Source organism: Buttiauxella sp. JUb87 (assembly GCF_004361975.1).
GTDB lineage: Bacteria > Pseudomonadota > Gammaproteobacteria > Enterobacterales > Enterobacteriaceae > Buttiauxella > Buttiauxella ferragutiae.
Window position 1 is genome coordinate 379,726 of record NZ_SNVY01000001.1, and the last position, 15,291, is coordinate 395,016.

Annotated in this window: 10 protein-coding genes; 7 read left to right on the forward strand and 3 right to left on the reverse strand. The window is 51.6% G+C overall.

Annotation, left to right across the window (positions count from 1 at the left end; translation table 11 throughout):
* The first annotated feature begins 60 nt into the window (after positions 1 to 60).
* From EC843_RS01650 to EC843_RS01665, 4 genes are all read left to right on the forward strand, one after another.
* Positions 61 to 5,385 (forward strand): peroxidase family protein, encoded by a 5,325-nt coding sequence (locus EC843_RS01650; RefSeq protein ID WP_064546679.1) that lies wholly within the window; start codon positions 61 to 63, stop codon positions 5,383 to 5,385.
* Positions 5,386 to 5,395: 10 nt separating this feature from the next.
* Complete coding sequence (locus EC843_RS01655) at positions 5,396 to 7,135, forward strand: type I secretion system permease/ATPase (protein WP_064546677.1); 1,740 nt, start codon at positions 5,396 to 5,398, stop codon at positions 7,133 to 7,135.
* Positions 7,136 to 7,137: 2 nt separating this feature from the next.
* Complete coding sequence (locus tag EC843_RS01660) at positions 7,138 to 8,466, forward strand: HlyD family type I secretion periplasmic adaptor subunit (RefSeq protein WP_064546675.1); 1,329 nt, start codon at positions 7,138 to 7,140, stop codon at positions 8,464 to 8,466.
* A gap of 68 nt (positions 8,467 to 8,534) precedes the next feature.
* Positions 8,535 to 9,842: a glycoside hydrolase family 10 protein gene (locus EC843_RS01665; protein WP_133521486.1), complete on the forward strand. Its 1,308-nt coding sequence runs from the start codon at positions 8,535 to 8,537 to the stop codon at positions 9,840 to 9,842.
* Positions 9,843 to 10,011: 169 nt separating this feature from the next.
* On the opposite strand, the gene EC843_RS01670 is transcribed toward EC843_RS01665, so the two are convergent.
* The gene (locus EC843_RS01670; protein ID WP_133521487.1) at positions 10,012 to 11,511 is read right to left on the reverse strand and encodes an aldehyde dehydrogenase family protein; all 1,500 of its coding nucleotides are present in this window, start codon (positions 11,509 to 11,511) and stop codon (positions 10,012 to 10,014) included.
* A 257-nt stretch (positions 11,512 to 11,768) separates the two neighbouring features.
* Between EC843_RS01670 and feaR the strand changes: the two genes are divergently transcribed.
* Positions 11,769 to 12,677, forward strand: coding sequence for a transcriptional regulator FeaR (gene feaR, locus EC843_RS01675; RefSeq protein ID WP_064546668.1), 909 nt, complete (start codon positions 11,769 to 11,771; stop codon positions 12,675 to 12,677).
* Between the two features lie 46 nt (positions 12,678 to 12,723).
* Here the strand turns inward: feaR and paaY are convergent, their stop codons facing one another.
* A complete protein-coding gene (paaY, locus tag EC843_RS01680) occupies positions 12,724 to 13,314 on the reverse strand; it encodes a phenylacetic acid degradation protein PaaY (RefSeq protein WP_121813501.1) in 591 nt (196 codons plus the stop codon).
* Positions 13,315 to 13,323: 9 nt separating this feature from the next.
* Positions 13,324 to 14,256, reverse strand: a complete 933-nt coding sequence (gene paaX, locus EC843_RS01685; protein ID WP_121813502.1) for a phenylacetic acid degradation operon negative regulatory protein PaaX — start codon at positions 14,254 to 14,256, stop codon at positions 13,324 to 13,326.
* Between the two features lie 286 nt (positions 14,257 to 14,542).
* Here paaX and EC843_RS01690 point away from each other — a divergent pair, with 286 nt between their 5' ends.
* Positions 14,543 to 14,908 carry a DUF6516 family protein gene (locus tag EC843_RS01690; protein ID WP_064546661.1) on the forward strand — a complete coding sequence of 122 codons (366 nt, stop codon included), beginning with the start codon at positions 14,543 to 14,545 and terminating at the stop codon, positions 14,906 to 14,908.
* The gene (locus tag EC843_RS01695) at positions 14,905 to 15,282 is read left to right on the forward strand and encodes a transcriptional regulator (protein WP_064546659.1); all 378 of its coding nucleotides are present in this window, start codon (positions 14,905 to 14,907) and stop codon (positions 15,280 to 15,282) included. Before EC843_RS01690 ends, EC843_RS01695 begins: the two co-directional genes overlap by 4 nt.
* Positions 15,283 to 15,291 lie beyond the last annotated feature (9 nt).

Below are 15,291 nucleotides of genomic sequence, written 5' to 3' on the forward strand. Positions count from 1 at the left end.
CAAACATGGCGGAAACGAGTGATGATAGCTTATAAAAGGTAAACATAGGGGTAATTATCTATGGCCTCACAATATGACTTTACTGTCACACTTCACGATCTTGCTTTTATCCTTAAGCAGATAAAAATATCTGAAGCCGCGACAAACCCAGATGGCACTATCAATGGTGATGTACTACGCGATGCTGTTTCCAGCCCATTATTGCCGTATGGATTGCGCACCGTCGATGGTTCCTGGAATAACCTTCTGCCAGGTCAGGAGCTCTACGGTTCCGCCGACCAAACCATGCCAAGATTAACCGCGTTAAACTGGCAAGATGCGGATGCGTCAACCAGTTATACCCAAATCGGAGGCATGGTTGTCGATGCAGACCCACGTATTATCAGTAACTTAATATCCGATCAAACCAATTCAAACCCCGCAGCAGTCGAAGCACACGAAGGTCTAGCTGATGCCCCAGGGGGTGGTACAGAATCCGATAATGGCAGCTTGTCGATTCCTAACTTGTCTCCCGATGTCGGGCTATCCCCCGCTTTTAATGGCTGGATGACCTTCTTCGGCCAGTTCTTTGACCACGGTTTGGATCTGATACCCAAAGGAGGAAACGGAATTGTCTTTATTCCGTTACAACCTGATGACCCTTTATGGGTTAAAGACTCACCCACTAATTTCATGATATTAACCCGGGCAGAAGTTGATGCTAATCATGAAACGAAAAACCTCACTACCCCATTCATCGATCAAAACCAAACTTACACTTCCCACCCTTCACATCAAATATTCATCCGCGAATATCTATTAATTGATGGTAAGCCTGAGCCTACCGGTAATTTATTAGGTGGTGTTAATGGCGGACTGGCAACCTGGGCTGATGTAAAATTCCAGGCTGAACATATTCTCGGTATTAAACTCACCGATCAAGACGTGTTTAATGTTCCGCTGCTGGCAACCGACCGCTACGGTAATTTGATCCTAAGTGAAAACGGTAAAGTGCAGATTGTCACCACCGCTGGGTTGGTTGAAGCCAACGGTGAGGCTTTATCCGCGAATACCTTCCGTACCGGACACGCGTTTCTTGATGACATTGCCCACACGGCGACGCCAAAAGGACTGGTGGCTGATGACGACAATGTGATTGGTGGCGAGCAGGCTGCGGGCACCTACGATAATGAACTGCTCGACCGACACTTTATAACTGGTGACGGGCGCGGCAATGAAAACATTGGTTTAACCGCAGTACACGCGGTATTCCACAGCGAACATAACCGCCTGGTGGAAGAGTATAAAACCACGATTCTGGGAACCGGCGATATTGACCTTATCAACCAATGGTTAATGCCGTCACACCAGATAACTGAGTTGCCAGCCGATACCGGCACCCTGGTGTGGAACGGCGAATACTTATTCCAGGCGGGTCGTTTCACCACAGAAATGCAGTATCAGCACTTGGTCTTCGAAGAGTTTGCGCGTACTGTGCAACCCGCCGTTGACCCGTTTGTCTTCTCCAACAGTGCGGATATTAACCCAGCTATCTTTGCTGAGTTTGCTCACGTGGTTTACCGCTTTGGCCACTCAATGCTGACAGAAACCGTCGCGCGTACCGATATCGCTATGCAAGATGGTGATATTGGCCTGATTGAAGCGTTCCTCAACCCGCTGGCCTTTAATCAGATCAACAGCGAAGCGGTTTCTGATGAACAGGCGATTGGCGCGATTGTGCGCGGTATGACGCGGCAAGTTGGTAACGAAATTGATGAATTTATTACCGATGCCCTGCGTAATAACCTGATTGGCCTGCCGCTTGATTTAGGCGCACTGAACATTGCCCGAGGCCGTGATACGGCGATGCCGACCCTGAATCAGGCTCGCGCACAATTCTTTGAATTAAGCGCTAACAGTGAATTACGGCCTTATACCAGCTGGGCTGATTTTACCACTTACCTGAAAAATCCGGCTTCCATCATCAACTTTATGGCCGCTTACGGGCAGCATGAGTTGATTCTGAGTGCCACCACCATCGAAGGCAAACGTGCCGCGGTGAACTTCCTGCTGTTCGGCGATGGACCGAACACCCCACCACCTGCTGATGCGATGGATTTCTTCAACAGTACCGGTGCCTGGGCGACCAAAGAATCCGGCCTGAATATGGTCGACTTCTGGATTGGCGGGCTAGCGGAGCGCAAAAATGAGTTTGGCGGGATGCTCGGCTCAACCTTCAACTTTGTCTTTGAAACGCAAATGGAATTGCTGCAAGACGGCGACCGCTTCTACTACCTGAGCCGTGCTCAGGGGCTGAACATGCTCAATGAGCTGGAAGCCAACTCGTTTTCCGCACTGGTGATGCGCAACAGCGATCTGGGCGAAATCGGTTCATCTCACCTGCCCGCTAACCTGTTCCAGACCCCAGACCATATTTTCGAAGTGAACCAGGCGCTGCAAACCGAAGCCGACCCAACCTGGGGTAACCCGCTTAAAGACTTGTTGACGCCGCTGATGACACGGCGCGCTGCCTCTCAGGATGTGGACGGTGATGGTGCGGCTGACGGCGGTTATCTTAAATACACTGGTGATGGGCACGTGGTACTAGGAGGGTCCGCGGGCAACGATACGTTAATCGGCGGTAAAGGCATCGACAGCCTGTGGGGTGACGCTGGTGATGACCGGCTTGATGGTGGCGATGAAGCCGACGTAGTTCACGGCGGTGACGGTGATGACATTATTACCGACACTGGCACACCTGTGGGTGATGCCGACTTCCTGCATGGCGATGGCGGCCACGATGTGATCTTCTCCGGTAACGGCAACGATCTGGTCTTCGGCGGCAGCGGCAGTGATTTTGTGGTGGTAGGCGAAGATGCACAGGAAGTGTTTGCTGGCCGGGATAATGACTTTGTGCTCGGTGGTTCGGGCGGTGATGCGCTGCTGGGTAACGAAGGCGATGACTGGCTCGAAGGCGGTGACGGGTTTGACTCGCTAACCGGTGAAAACTCCGAACTGTTCTTCAACAGCACGATTATCGGCCACGACGTACTGAACGGCCAGGGTAACGACACTGACTACGATGGCGAAGCCGGCGACGACATCATGGTTCAAGGTGCGGGGATTCAGCGCAACAATGGCATGGCCGGTTTCGACTGGGCAATCCATAAAGGCGACACGAACGGCGCAAACTCTGACCTCGGTATTCCAATTTTCGTCAACCAACAAGAGTTTATTCTGCGCGACCGTTTCGACCTGGTTGAAGGGTTATCGGGATGGAAACATGACGATGTCTTAGTCGGGACAGAACGCCCTATCGGCACCGCGCCAGTTCAGGGCGCCCCGCTCTCCAATAATCTGACCCAGGAAGGTGCAGACAGGATCACCGGGCTACAGAGCATTCTTGGTGTTGAACACTCCGCTGACCCCAATGCGGTGCTGTTTAACCCTGATGATGGCAGCGATATTTTACTCGGTGGCGGCGGTAGCGACCGCATGACGGGTAAAGAAGGTAACGACATCATTGATGGTGATGCGTGGCTGAACGTGCGAATCGCAGTCAGCGGGATGCCGGGTGTGACCAGTGCCGACAGCATGAACGAGCTGAAATCCTACATGCTCAACGGTACCTTAAAGCCCGACCAGCTCTCGATTGTGCGCGAAATCCTCCAAGAAGGTGATGGCAGTGAAACTGATGTTGCGGTGTACCGCGATGTCAGCAGCAACTACGCCTTTACCCGCATGGCGGATGGCAGCCTCAGAGTCGACCACGCCACCCCGAATGCCGCATTGAATCTCAATGATGGTATTGACCGCCTGCTGAACATCGAAAAACTGGAGTTTGGTAACGGTGAGCAGTTATGGGTCACGGCGCAACAGGGCGTCGGCGATCTCACCATCAGCAGTGCTACGCCACAGGTGGGCGATCTGCTGCGGGTTAACGTCGCTAACTTGCAGGATGGCAACGGTCTGGCGGCGAATGTGGCGATGACGTTGACATGGCAGGCATTTGTCGGTGGCACATGGCTGAATCAGGCAGTTGGCGCAGAGTTCAGAGTTCCTGGAACCATTCAGGGTGCGCCACTGCGCGTGGTTGCCAGTTTCAACGACCGAATGGGCGATGCTGAAACCTTAGTGTCCGGGCAAACACAGGCTGTGATGCCACGAGATCAAGCAACCACCGGTACTCCGGTTATCAACGACCTAACGCCAACAGAGAGCATAACGCTGACCGCCGTTGTCTCCGGTATTGCTGATGCTGACGGCCTGAGCGGCGGTAACTTTAGCTACCAATGGCGAATGAGTAACGGGAACGGCTTTACCAATATTGCCGGTGCCACTGCCGCGACTTACACGCCAGGCCAGGGGATGGTTGGCCGGACTTTGCAGGTGGTGGTGACCGTGGTTGATGATGAAGGCAACGCCCCTGTTGTCCTGACCTCTTCCACCACCCAGCCTATTGGCGACCTTATTGTTGGCACGAATACCGGGAACACCCTCGTCGGAACCGCGTGGAGCGATATCCTGCGTGGTGAAGGTGGCAACGACACCTTGCAAGGTCGTGCAGGCGACGATCTGTTAGCCGGCGGTGTGGGTAACGACAACCTGTTCGGTGAAGCGGGACAAGATACCCTACAAGGTGATGCAGGTAACGACAGTCTTGATGGCGGCCTGGGTGCCGATAGCCTGGCTGGCGGTGCCGGAAACGACACTTATATCGTGGATGATGCTGGCGACATGGTCATTGAAGAGGTGAATGGCGGAACGGACGTCGTCCAGACCAACCTTGGCAGCTACGACTTAACCGATAACGTTGAAGATCTGACATTCACCGGGCAAGGCAGTTTCATCGGCACCGGGAACGCCCTTTCCAACACTATCACCGGTGGCAACGGCAACGACTTCTTGTTCGGCATGGGCGGAAACGACCAGTTGCTGGGCGGGCAAGGAAATGACTTCCTCGATGGTGGTGACGGTGTCGACAACCTACAAGGCGGCAATGGCAACGACGTCATGATTGGCGGCGCGGGTGCTGATGTGCTGGCTGGCGGCGTCGGCAACGACATCCTTAATGGTCAGGCTGGCAATGACAACATGGACGGCGGTACGGGTGACGACATCTTCGCCTTCAGCGCAAGCTTCGGGCAAGACCGTATTACCGGTTTCGACAGTAATGCCAATGGCGGGCAGGATTACCTCGACCTGAGTTTGCTGGGCATCACTTCCGATACTTTTGCCGGCAGCGTGGTCATTAACGGAAGCAATGGCAACACCATTGTGACCGTTGGTACTGATGCCATCACGTTAGTTGGCATCAACGCCACCACCGTCAATATTGGTGATTTTATCCTGGAAATACCGAACACCTTTGCCGCAAACAACGGCAATAACTCACTGATCGCGTAAGGAGAAGACTATGTCGCGCCAGCATACGCCAACAGAACTGAAGAATGCGTTAAAGGGAACGAAGCCCACATTTATTACGCTGCTGTTTTTTAGTTGTGTGATTAATATGCTTATGCTGGCGCCGGCAATCTATATGTTGCAGGTTTATGACCGTGTTCTGGTGAGTAAAAACACCACAACCTTACTGATGTTAACGTTATTGATTGTCGGCTTATATATCGTGATTGCGTTAATTGAGTCTGCCCGTTCCAGTGTGATGGTCCGGTTGGGCAACAGACTTGATGTAAAATTAAGCCAGTTAGTCTTTAATGCGGCGTTTAAACGCAAAGTCGCAACCGGCGAAAATAACCCTGCGCAAGCGTTGGCAGAATTAGACCAAATTCGTCAGTTTCTTTCCGGTAACAGCTTATTTGCGCTACTGGATATTCCATGGACTCCGGTTTATTTGTTTATCGCGTTTATTGTCCACCCACTGCTGGGGTACCTGGCGCTGGGCGGGATACTGATATTATTTATCCTCACCTTAGTGTCTGAATTTTCCACTAAGCGCCCTATTCAGCAAGCCCATTCATTGACCATCAATAATGCCAGCCGACTCAATAAGCAATTACAAAACTCCGATAGCATTGAAGCGATGGGCATGCTCGCTACGCTGAAACTCAACTGGCAGGAACAACACAGCAAAGTCCTGGTACTGCAAACGCAGATTGCCGATAAAACCGCCAACTTAAACAGTTTGAGCCGCTTTGTTCGCGTGTTGCTGCAATCCGTGGCGCTGGGAGCCGGTGCCTTACTGGTGATTGGGGGTCAAATTACCCCAGGGCTGATGATTGCCGCCTCCATCATTCTTGGCCGCGTCCTCAACCCGGTGGAACAAATCATCGGTAGCTGGAAACAGTTTGTGCAATTTCGCAGTGCGTGGCAGCAGCTATCGACATTGCTGAAGGAATACCCGGCACCGAAGGAAATTCTCACGTTGCCACGCCCAAAGGGCAATATCAGCGTCGAAGCGTTGTTTGCCGCAGCACCTGGTCAACGTAGCCCTCTGCTGCGTAACATCTCATTTCAACTCGAACAAGGTGAAGTGCTGGGCATCATTGGCCCTTCCGCATCAGGGAAAACCTCGCTGGCTAAGCTGTTAGTCGGCGTCTGGAAGCCGCTCTCCGGTAAGGTTCGCCTGGATGGCGCGGATATTTGCCAGTGGGATAAAGAGTTACTTGGCCCGTCAATCGGCTACCTCCCGCAAGATGTTGAATTGTTTGACGGCAGCATCGCGCAAAACATCGCGCGTTTTACCAAAAGCGACAGCGAACTTATCGTGGCCGCCGCCGTTCTGGCGGGTGTTCACGAAATGATTTTGCGCCTTCCGCAAGGCTACGACACGCCGCTGGGCGCGGGCGGGCACCAGTTGTCCGGTGGGCAACGGCAGCGTATTGGGCTGGCGCGCGCGGTCTATAACAACCCCGCTTTCCTCGTGCTGGATGAACCGAACGCTAATCTGGATGACGCGGGTGAATTCGCGCTGGTGAAAGCGATTAATACCCTGCGAACCCAGGGGCAAACCACCGTAATTATCTCGCATCGTCCGACGCTGCTTGGCGTCGTAAATAAAGTCTTACTGCTCAATGAAGGAGCGGTGCAGGAGTTCGGCACCCGCGACCAGGTCTTTGCCAATCTACGCCAGGCCAACGTTTTAAAACCGGTGGCAACCTCTGGCTCATCGAATAACGAACAGCAACGAGAGGCCTGAAGATGAAAAAGATTAAAAGCGAAATTCTGGGTTCTGGCAGCGTAGATACGCAAATTTGGCCGCCGATCCTGCGGGGGATCGTCGTCATTATGCTTGGCGTCGGTGGCTTCTTATTGTGGGCGGTACAGGCTCCTTTAGATGCGGGTGTGGTGGCTGACGGTACAGTCACGGTTTCCAGCAACCGCAAAACCATTCAACATCTGAGCGGTGGACGCGTTACCGATATTTTTATCAGAGAAGGCGATATTGTTAAAAAGAACCAGATATTAGTGCGGCTGGATAAAATGCAGCTCGACATGCGTTACAGCGCATTAAACGCACAATATATCTCAGCCAAAAGTAATGAAGATCGTTTATTGGCCGAAAGAGATGGCCTGGAAACCATTGCCTTCGACAAAGTGCTGACACAACAGTTTTCAACCAACAAACGCCTGATAGAAGTGAGAAACCTGCAAGAAAAATTATTTGATACGCGCCGCAAAAATATCCAGGACGAAGTGTCGATGATTCAGGAAACACTCGTTGGCCTTGTCGAGCAGACTGATAATTTAAATAAAATAAAGAGCTATCGCGATCATCAGTCTAATCTGATCAACCGTGAATTGGGTGCTATTCGCGCACTCAGTGAGAAGAACTACTACCCCAAAGCGCAATTACTGGTACTTGAACGCGAAGCTGCGGAAATATCCGGCAGTGTCTCGGAAGATATTCTGAATATTGCCAGACTCAAATCGCAACAAAATGAATTGAAAATAAAGGCCTATCAAGTGCGCCATCAATACCTGCGCGAAGTGGAATCTGAATTAACAGAAAAACAAAAAGAAGTGGCGATGCTGGAAGATGAACTGGTGTCAACCCGCCATGAGCTGGATAATACGGAAATCCGCTCGCCGATTGATGGCATCGTTCTGGATGTCAAAGTCAGCACCGTGGGCGGCGTTATTCAGCCTGGTGAACATTTAATGGATATTGTCGCGGCCGGACAACCTCTGCAAATTGATGCCAAAATCCCGGTGCATGCCATTGATAAACTGACCCCGGGGCTGATGGTTGATGTGTTATTCCCGGCTCTTAACCATGCTTTACTGCCATCGGTTCCTGCGCATGTGTTGACTATTTCAGCCGACCGTTTGATCGATGAAACTACCCAGCAGCCCTATTATCTTGCCGAAGTACAAGTCTCGACAGAAGGCGTGCATTTGCTGGGAGATTACAAAATTAAAGCCGGTATGCCCGCCAGCGTGACAATAAAAACCGGCGAGCGGACATTCCTGAGCTACCTGTTTAAACCTTTGCTCGCCCGCCTGGAACTGGCCTTTAAGGAATACTGACACTCTGTTTGTTTACTGATAATCTTGCTAGCTCCAGATTTCTGACGCCATAAAAGAGCGAACACACGATGATGCCACACGTTAAACGAACAGGAGCGCTCGTTGCGTTTGCTCTTTTACTTGCAAGTTGTTCATCTAAACCCCCACAGTCTTTAGTCACGCCGCTCCAGCCGGGGGTTAAAAATTCACTACCTGGAAAATCGAAAAGCCAGGAACCTGTGCGTGGTGTGTGGCTGGCGACGGTTTCCCGTCTCGACTGGCCTCCAGTGTCATCGGTGAATATCAGCAGCCCAGAGCTGCGTATCAACCAGCAGAAAAAAGCGCTGACCGACAAGCTGGATAATCTGAAAAGTCTCGGGATTAATACCGTCTTTTTCCAGGTTAAACCGGATGGCACCGCCCTTTGGCCGTCAAAAATTTTACCGTGGTCTGACGTGCTTACCGGTAATATTGGTCAAGACCCAGGTTACGACCCGTTGCAATTTATGCTCGATGAATCACACAAGCGCGGCATAAAAGTGCATGCCTGGTTTAACCCCTATCGTGTCTCGACTAACACTACTCCCCGAACCCTTGCGGAACTGAACCAGACATTGTCGTTGAATCCGGCGAGTGTTTACGTCCTGCATCGTGACTGGATTCGTACTGCGGGCGACCGTTACGTGTTGGACCCTGGCATTCCGGAAGCACGCGACTGGATAACCAACATCGTGGCGGAAGTCGTCAAAGGCTATGATATTGATGGTGTCCAGTTTGATGATTACTTCTATACCGAATCACCAGGTTCTGCGCTTAACGATAACCAGACATTCAAAAAGTATGGCCTGGCATTTAACTCAAAAGCTGACTGGCGACGCCACAATACCCAGCAGTTAATCGAACAAGTTTCTCGCACCATTAAACAGCTGAAACCGGGCGTTGAATTCGGCGTTAGCCCTGCGGGCGTATGGCGCAATCGCTCATTCGACCCAATGGGTTCCGATACGCGAGGTGCTGCCGCATACGACGAATCATTTGCTGATACCCGCAAGTGGGTGCAACAAGGGTTGCTGGATTACATTGCGCCGCAGTTGTACTGGCCTTTTGCCCGCGATGCCGCGCGTTATGATGTGCTGGCAAAATGGTGGGCAGATGTGGTGAAGCCAACTAACACCCGTCTTTACATCGGCGTGGCGTTGTACAAAGTGGGCGAACCGTCAAAGAATGAGCCGGACTGGATGGTTCGTGGCGGGGTGCCGGAGCTGAAAAAACAGCTCGATTTGAATGAGTCGACGCCACAAATTAACGGCACGATTTTGTTCAGAGAGAACTACCTCAACCAGCCGCAAACCCAGGAAGCAGTTAACTATCTTAAACAGCGCTGGAACCAATCTTAATTGATTGAATTTAATAGCTTCATGTAAATCTGGCGTTTATATTTATTTAATGACACAACTATTGTTGATTTTAATACTCATTGTAATAAACGGGTTTTGTAGGGTGGATAAGCGATAGCGTCATCCACCATTTTGAAGTTAACCCCGAAAGATTTCGGGGTTATTTATTCTAATAACGCACACAAATCGATTTTGTTTCCGTATAAGCATCCAGCCAGTCCGGGCCAAAATCTCTGCCTGAACCGGATTGTTTCATGCCGCCAAACGGCAAATTGGCATCAATAAGCGTATGGCTGTTTACCCAAACGGTTCCCGCCTGAATGCGTGAGGTATAACTCATCGCCGCCTGCATGTTGTTGGTCCACAGACTCGCCGTTAAGCCATACTCTGTGTCGTTTGCCAGGCGCAACGCTTCTTCGGCATCTTTGACGCACACCAGGTTTACTACCGGCCCAAACACCTCTTCATGATTCAGGCGCAAATCCGCTGACGGATTCACAACCAGCGTTGGCGTGATGTAATAACCCTCGCCTTTTGGCGCGGTGTTCCCGGTGATCAACTCCGCATGTTTGCGCTGCGCATCATCCAGATAACTGGCGACTTTTTGCTGATGCGCTTTTGAAACCAGTGGGTTGATGTGCGTACCGGTATCCATACCTGCGCCTACAGAGAGTGATTTCACCGCCTGCTCAAAGCCGCTGACTAATGTGTCAAACAGTGGCGATTCAATGTAAATGCGTGAGCTGGCGGCGCAAACCTGCCCCTGGTTCAGGAAACTACCCGCCATCAACCCGCCAATCACCATCTCAGGGTCGGCATCTTTCAGTACGATCGCCGGGTTTTTGCCGCCCAGTTCTAGCGTGACGCGAGTCAGACGATCCGCAGCCGCGCGCGCAATGCCTTTGCCGGTGGCGGTCGAACCGGTAAAGCTGACTTTCGCAACCAATGGATGTTGTGACAGCGCACGCCCACAAACCGCGCCGCTGCCGGTGACAACGTTAAATACGCCATCAGGAATACCGGCTTCGCTGGCTAATTCCGCCACACGTAGCAACGTTAGCGGCGTGGTTTCCGATGGTTTCACCACAATCGAGCAACCTGCCGCCAGTGCGGGCATCACTTTCCACATGCCAATCAGCAGCGGGAAGTTCCACGGCACAATGCCTGCGACCACACCGACCGGCTCTTTGCGGGTCCAGGCCTGGTAACGCGCCCCTTCCGGCATTGGAATCGATACATCCAGCGTGCGTCCGCTGATTTTGGTGGTCAGCCCGGCGGTATAACGCATCCAGTTCAGCGCGCAGCCCACTTCAAAAGCACGGGAAATGTTAATGGATTTACCTTGTTCCAGCGTTTCAAGTTGCGCCAGTTCTTCGGTATTTTGTTCAACCAGGTCAGCAAATTTCAGCAGAATTCTTTCGCGTGCGGCAGGCAACATATTCGCCCACACGCCGCTGGTAAACGCACGCCAGGCCGAAGTGACAGCTTTGTCGACATCGGCTTCACTGGCATCGGCACTGGTGGCAATTTGTTGGCCATCTGCCGGGTTAAAAACACTCAGGCGTGATGAGGAAGCCGACGCATGCCAGCTTCCGTCGATATACAGCCCATGCTGGCGCGCCAGAAAACGTTGAACCGACTCGAGAACAGCAACAGCGTTAGCAGACATAGTTTCTCCTTATCATCGTATTGGCAACAAGCCCTGGTAAGCAGTCTAGGGGCTGGCTGCGTAAAAGGTTTGCCTGTGCCTGACAATTACTTTGTTCCCTGTGACAGCACACGCATTTGGCGACAAAGCTCGCCGTTTTATTGGCCAATTTATCTATAGTGAATTCCTATACCAGACGCGAAGGGCTTCTCCCGTATCGCGCAAGCTGTAACAATGAATTAACACGTGGCACCCCTGTGCAATTGGTGAGGTGAACAATGGCAGATTCGGCAAATCACGAGCGTTTCGATAGTTGGTTGGATCATATCAACCGTGCCTGCGGGCCTTTCGCCGGGCAAGTCACGGATGGTGGATTCCACGGCAGTTTGCAGGAATATCACGCCAATGCCATGAAGCTGAGCATCGTCGATGCCGCTCATTCACGTCTGTTCCGTACCCAATATGAAGTCGCTCGCAGCAACGACGCCTGGTATTACGCGGTGTTTCAACTCGATGGTGAAACCGTTCTGGAGCAAGGCAACAACCAGGCGGTGATGCACAGCGGTGATATCACGCTGATTGATGCTTCACGCCCGTGCAGCATCAATTACACCCAACAAACCAAACAAATTTCATTGCTGGTTCCGCGCCATATGCTGGAGCAAAACCGTCGTTCAGGTGAACTCCCTTGTGCCTATCGCCTCAACGCCGAGATGCCAGTGGTGAAAATGAGCCAGCGCCTGCTGCATGAAAGCATGAAAAACCCGACGCTTAACGCCTGCGAAAGTGAAGCCGCGCTGGAAGCACTTATTTGCCTGCTGCGCCCGGTATTGCAGGTGCGCGATGCCCTGCCGTCCAAACGTGACAAGCAACTTGAGCGGGTAATGGGGCTGATTGATAACAATATTCAGTCGGAAGATTTACGCCCTGAATGGATTGCCAGTGAAGCGGGAATGTCAGTGCGTAGTCTGTACCGCATGTTTGCCGATAAAGGTCTGGTGGTGGCGCAATACATCAAAAACCGTCGACTGGATTTGTGCGCCCAGGCGCTGCGCACCGTCAGCACGACCGAGAAATTAGCCGGAATTGGTTATAACTGGGGATTCACCGACCATAGCCACTTTTCGACGGCATTTAAGTTGCGCTTCGGTGTTTCGCCTGGGGAATATCGCAAACGCTGGCAGTAAACTAGCGAGGGATAACGCAGCCGCGATTCCCCCACTGGCGCGACTTTTACGATTTTGGCTGATGCGCACTAATTATGGTTTTTTCATCGCGATTCGCTTCCACTTCGCGCAACGGTTCCACCTGGTGCATAGTTTGCTGGCAACGGATCACCAGTTCCTGATATTCACGCGTGCCCTGCTTTTTCCACTCAATCTCCTCGGGGCGCAATTCACGCACCAACTTCGCCGGGCTGCCGAGGATCATTTGATTCGCGCCAAACTCGGCGCGCGCTTTCACAAACGCCGTGGCACCGACAATACTGTTTTCGCCAATTTGTGCGCCATCCAGAATCACCGCATTCATGCCAACCAGCACATTTTTGCCAATTAAGCAGCCGTGCAAAATAGCGCCGTGACCAATATGACCGTCCTCTTCGACTACGGTATCCTGCTCCGGGAAACCGTGCATCACGCAATTATCCTGCACGTTCGCCCCATCTTTGACGATAATGCGCCCAAAGTCGCCACGTAAGCTGGCATTCGGCCCGATATAAACTCGATGGCCGAGAATCACATCGCCAATCAGTACCGCCGTCGGGTGCACGTAGCTGTCTTCCGGCACCACGGGGGTGAGTCCATCAATTTGATACACGGGCATAGTTTCTCCTTACGGGTTCAGATTGATTCCACCAAAACGCTGAAAATAGCCGCTTCCCGGTTGTGGCAAATCACCCACCGAGGTTTCCCCATGCTCGCTGACAAACAGCAGCGCACCGGGCGCAACGCGTTGGTAAATGTTGATGCACAACTGGCGAGCGCTTTGCCCCTGCCAGTGTGGCGGCAGTAACTCATCAGGAAGCAGTGGGTCTTTAAGCACCACGCGACGATAAAAGTGGATAAGCAGAAGTTGGATCTGGAAACAGCGCAGCGGCGTCAGTTCACTTTCATCGGCCTCACGTAATAGCGGCAACAACGGGCGAAACGAGTTAATAAATTCGCCGTAGCGGTCGTTTTTATCGGTCAACAACCAGCATTCTTCGACGCGCGCTTTAAGTGCAGTTTTTGATGCCTGCAACGGCGAACTGGCTTCAAAACAGATTACGTTATCGGCAACTCCGGCTTCATGCAGCAGGTTCTGCACGTCCGCCAGATTTTGCGACGGCGACGCCATCAGGCTCGGTGCCAGCGTACCAAACCCTTGCCAGATAAGTTGTTTCTTCACTTGCAGGAGGGTGTTTTTCTCAAGCCCTTCCGAGAGTAACAGCAGCCATTTACCGTCCCATTCTGGTTGCCCGGCACGATAGATTTTGGCTTCTGCGCGGCGCGTCATACGCTGCCCCATTTCGGTGAGACGATAGAAACTGCGTCGCCCGACGCGTTCCACGTCAAGCCAGCCTTCTTTGTTGAGTCGGAATAACGAGGTCCGCACAAAACGTTCGCCAAAGCCTAACGATTCAAGCATCGTCGCCAGGCTTCCCAGCCAGATTTCTCCGCCACGATGCGCCAGCGCATCACCGTACAAAGAGACAATCAGCGACGTTCCGCTAATGGGAACGGCGCTGACCGCCTGCTGAATAAACTGTTCCAGTTTGTTGCTCATCGTCAGACTAAAATTCCGTTTAAAACCGTTAAGACATAAAACATAGCACAACAAAGATAATAAAAATCATGTCATTAACAATGTGATTCACATTTTTCGAAAATACAGATTTCGTAGGTCGGATAAGCGCAGCGTCATCCGACATAACCGTTTTGATTTTAGTTTTGCGAGGCGTTTCCACAATATTAAGTCTCTGTATTGTACTGCCATTTTTTCCCCATCATTCTTCCATTGCATAAAAATCAAACTAACATTATGATTCGGTCATAAGTAAGGATTTTACTCGATGGAAAGAGAAGATTTTGGCTTGCAGTGGTTACTCGAACTTCACGGGGTCTCGGTCCAAATGGACGACGGTTATTGGTGGAAAGCGGAAGTCTGGCAGGTCGCCCCTACGGTCCTTTGCCCACATGGTGTTCGTTATTCGTTAACTTTGCATAACAAGTACAACACACGCATTTTTGGTTATGACAATGCACATGGCATCAGAGCAGCCGGCAAAGGGAAGTTTGGTAGTCGAATCGTCCGTGACCACGTTCACCTTACGGCGTCCGATAAAGGGCATGTATATGAATTTTCCTCTGCGGCACAACTGCTGGAAGATTTTTTTAAACACAGCGAAGAACTAATCAACCGAAGGAAGCAACAATGAAAGCAAGAATCGGCATCATGTCGAATGCACTGGTTCAAAAGTATATGCTGGCTATTGTGTCCGGTAAGTATCTCCGGGCAGAGGATGAACCTAAAATATGGTTCGTCTCAATCAACGCCTTAGGGCAAATATTGAATCCTGAAAACATCGCACTCTTGCGACTCATGGTCGAACATCAACCGGAAACTATCTCCGAACTTGCGGCGCTGTCCAACCGCCAGCTCAGTAACCTGTCTGTCACTTTGCAGGCGCTAAACAGGCACGGATTCGTTGAGCTAATCAAAACCGGTCGCAAAGTAAAACCTAAAGCGCTGTATACCGACTTTGAAATCATTGTCGACAGCGCTTTTGAAGCCCGCATTAACGCAGCCTGAACCGCATGT

Excerpts from the sequence above, each read along its gene's own strand:
- EC843_RS01665 (WP_133521486.1), top strand. The coding sequence starts at position 8,535 with ATGATGCCACACGTTAAACGAACAGGAGCGCTCGTTGCGTTTGCTCTT.
- paaX (WP_121813502.1), bottom strand. The coding sequence starts at position 14,256 with ATGAGCAACAAACTGGAACAGTTTATTCAGCAGGCGGTCAGCGCCGTT.
- EC843_RS01690 (WP_064546661.1), top strand. The coding sequence starts at position 14,543 with ATGGAAAGAGAAGATTTTGGCTTGCAGTGGTTACTCGAACTTCACGGG.
- EC843_RS01660 (WP_064546675.1), top strand. The coding sequence starts at position 7,138 with ATGAAAAAGATTAAAAGCGAAATTCTGGGTTCTGGCAGCGTAGATACG.
- EC843_RS01655 (WP_064546677.1), top strand. The coding sequence starts at position 5,396 with ATGTCGCGCCAGCATACGCCAACAGAACTGAAGAATGCGTTAAAGGGA.
- EC843_RS01650 (WP_064546679.1), top strand. The coding sequence starts at position 61 with ATGGCCTCACAATATGACTTTACTGTCACACTTCACGATCTTGCTTTT.
- feaR (WP_064546668.1), top strand. The coding sequence starts at position 11,769 with ATGGCAGATTCGGCAAATCACGAGCGTTTCGATAGTTGGTTGGATCAT.
- paaY (WP_121813501.1), bottom strand. The coding sequence starts at position 13,314 with ATGCCCGTGTATCAAATTGATGGACTCACCCCCGTGGTGCCGGAAGAC.
- EC843_RS01670 (WP_133521487.1), bottom strand. The coding sequence starts at position 11,511 with ATGTCTGCTAACGCTGTTGCTGTTCTCGAGTCGGTTCAACGTTTTCTG.
- EC843_RS01695 (WP_064546659.1), top strand. The coding sequence starts at position 14,905 with ATGAAAGCAAGAATCGGCATCATGTCGAATGCACTGGTTCAAAAGTAT.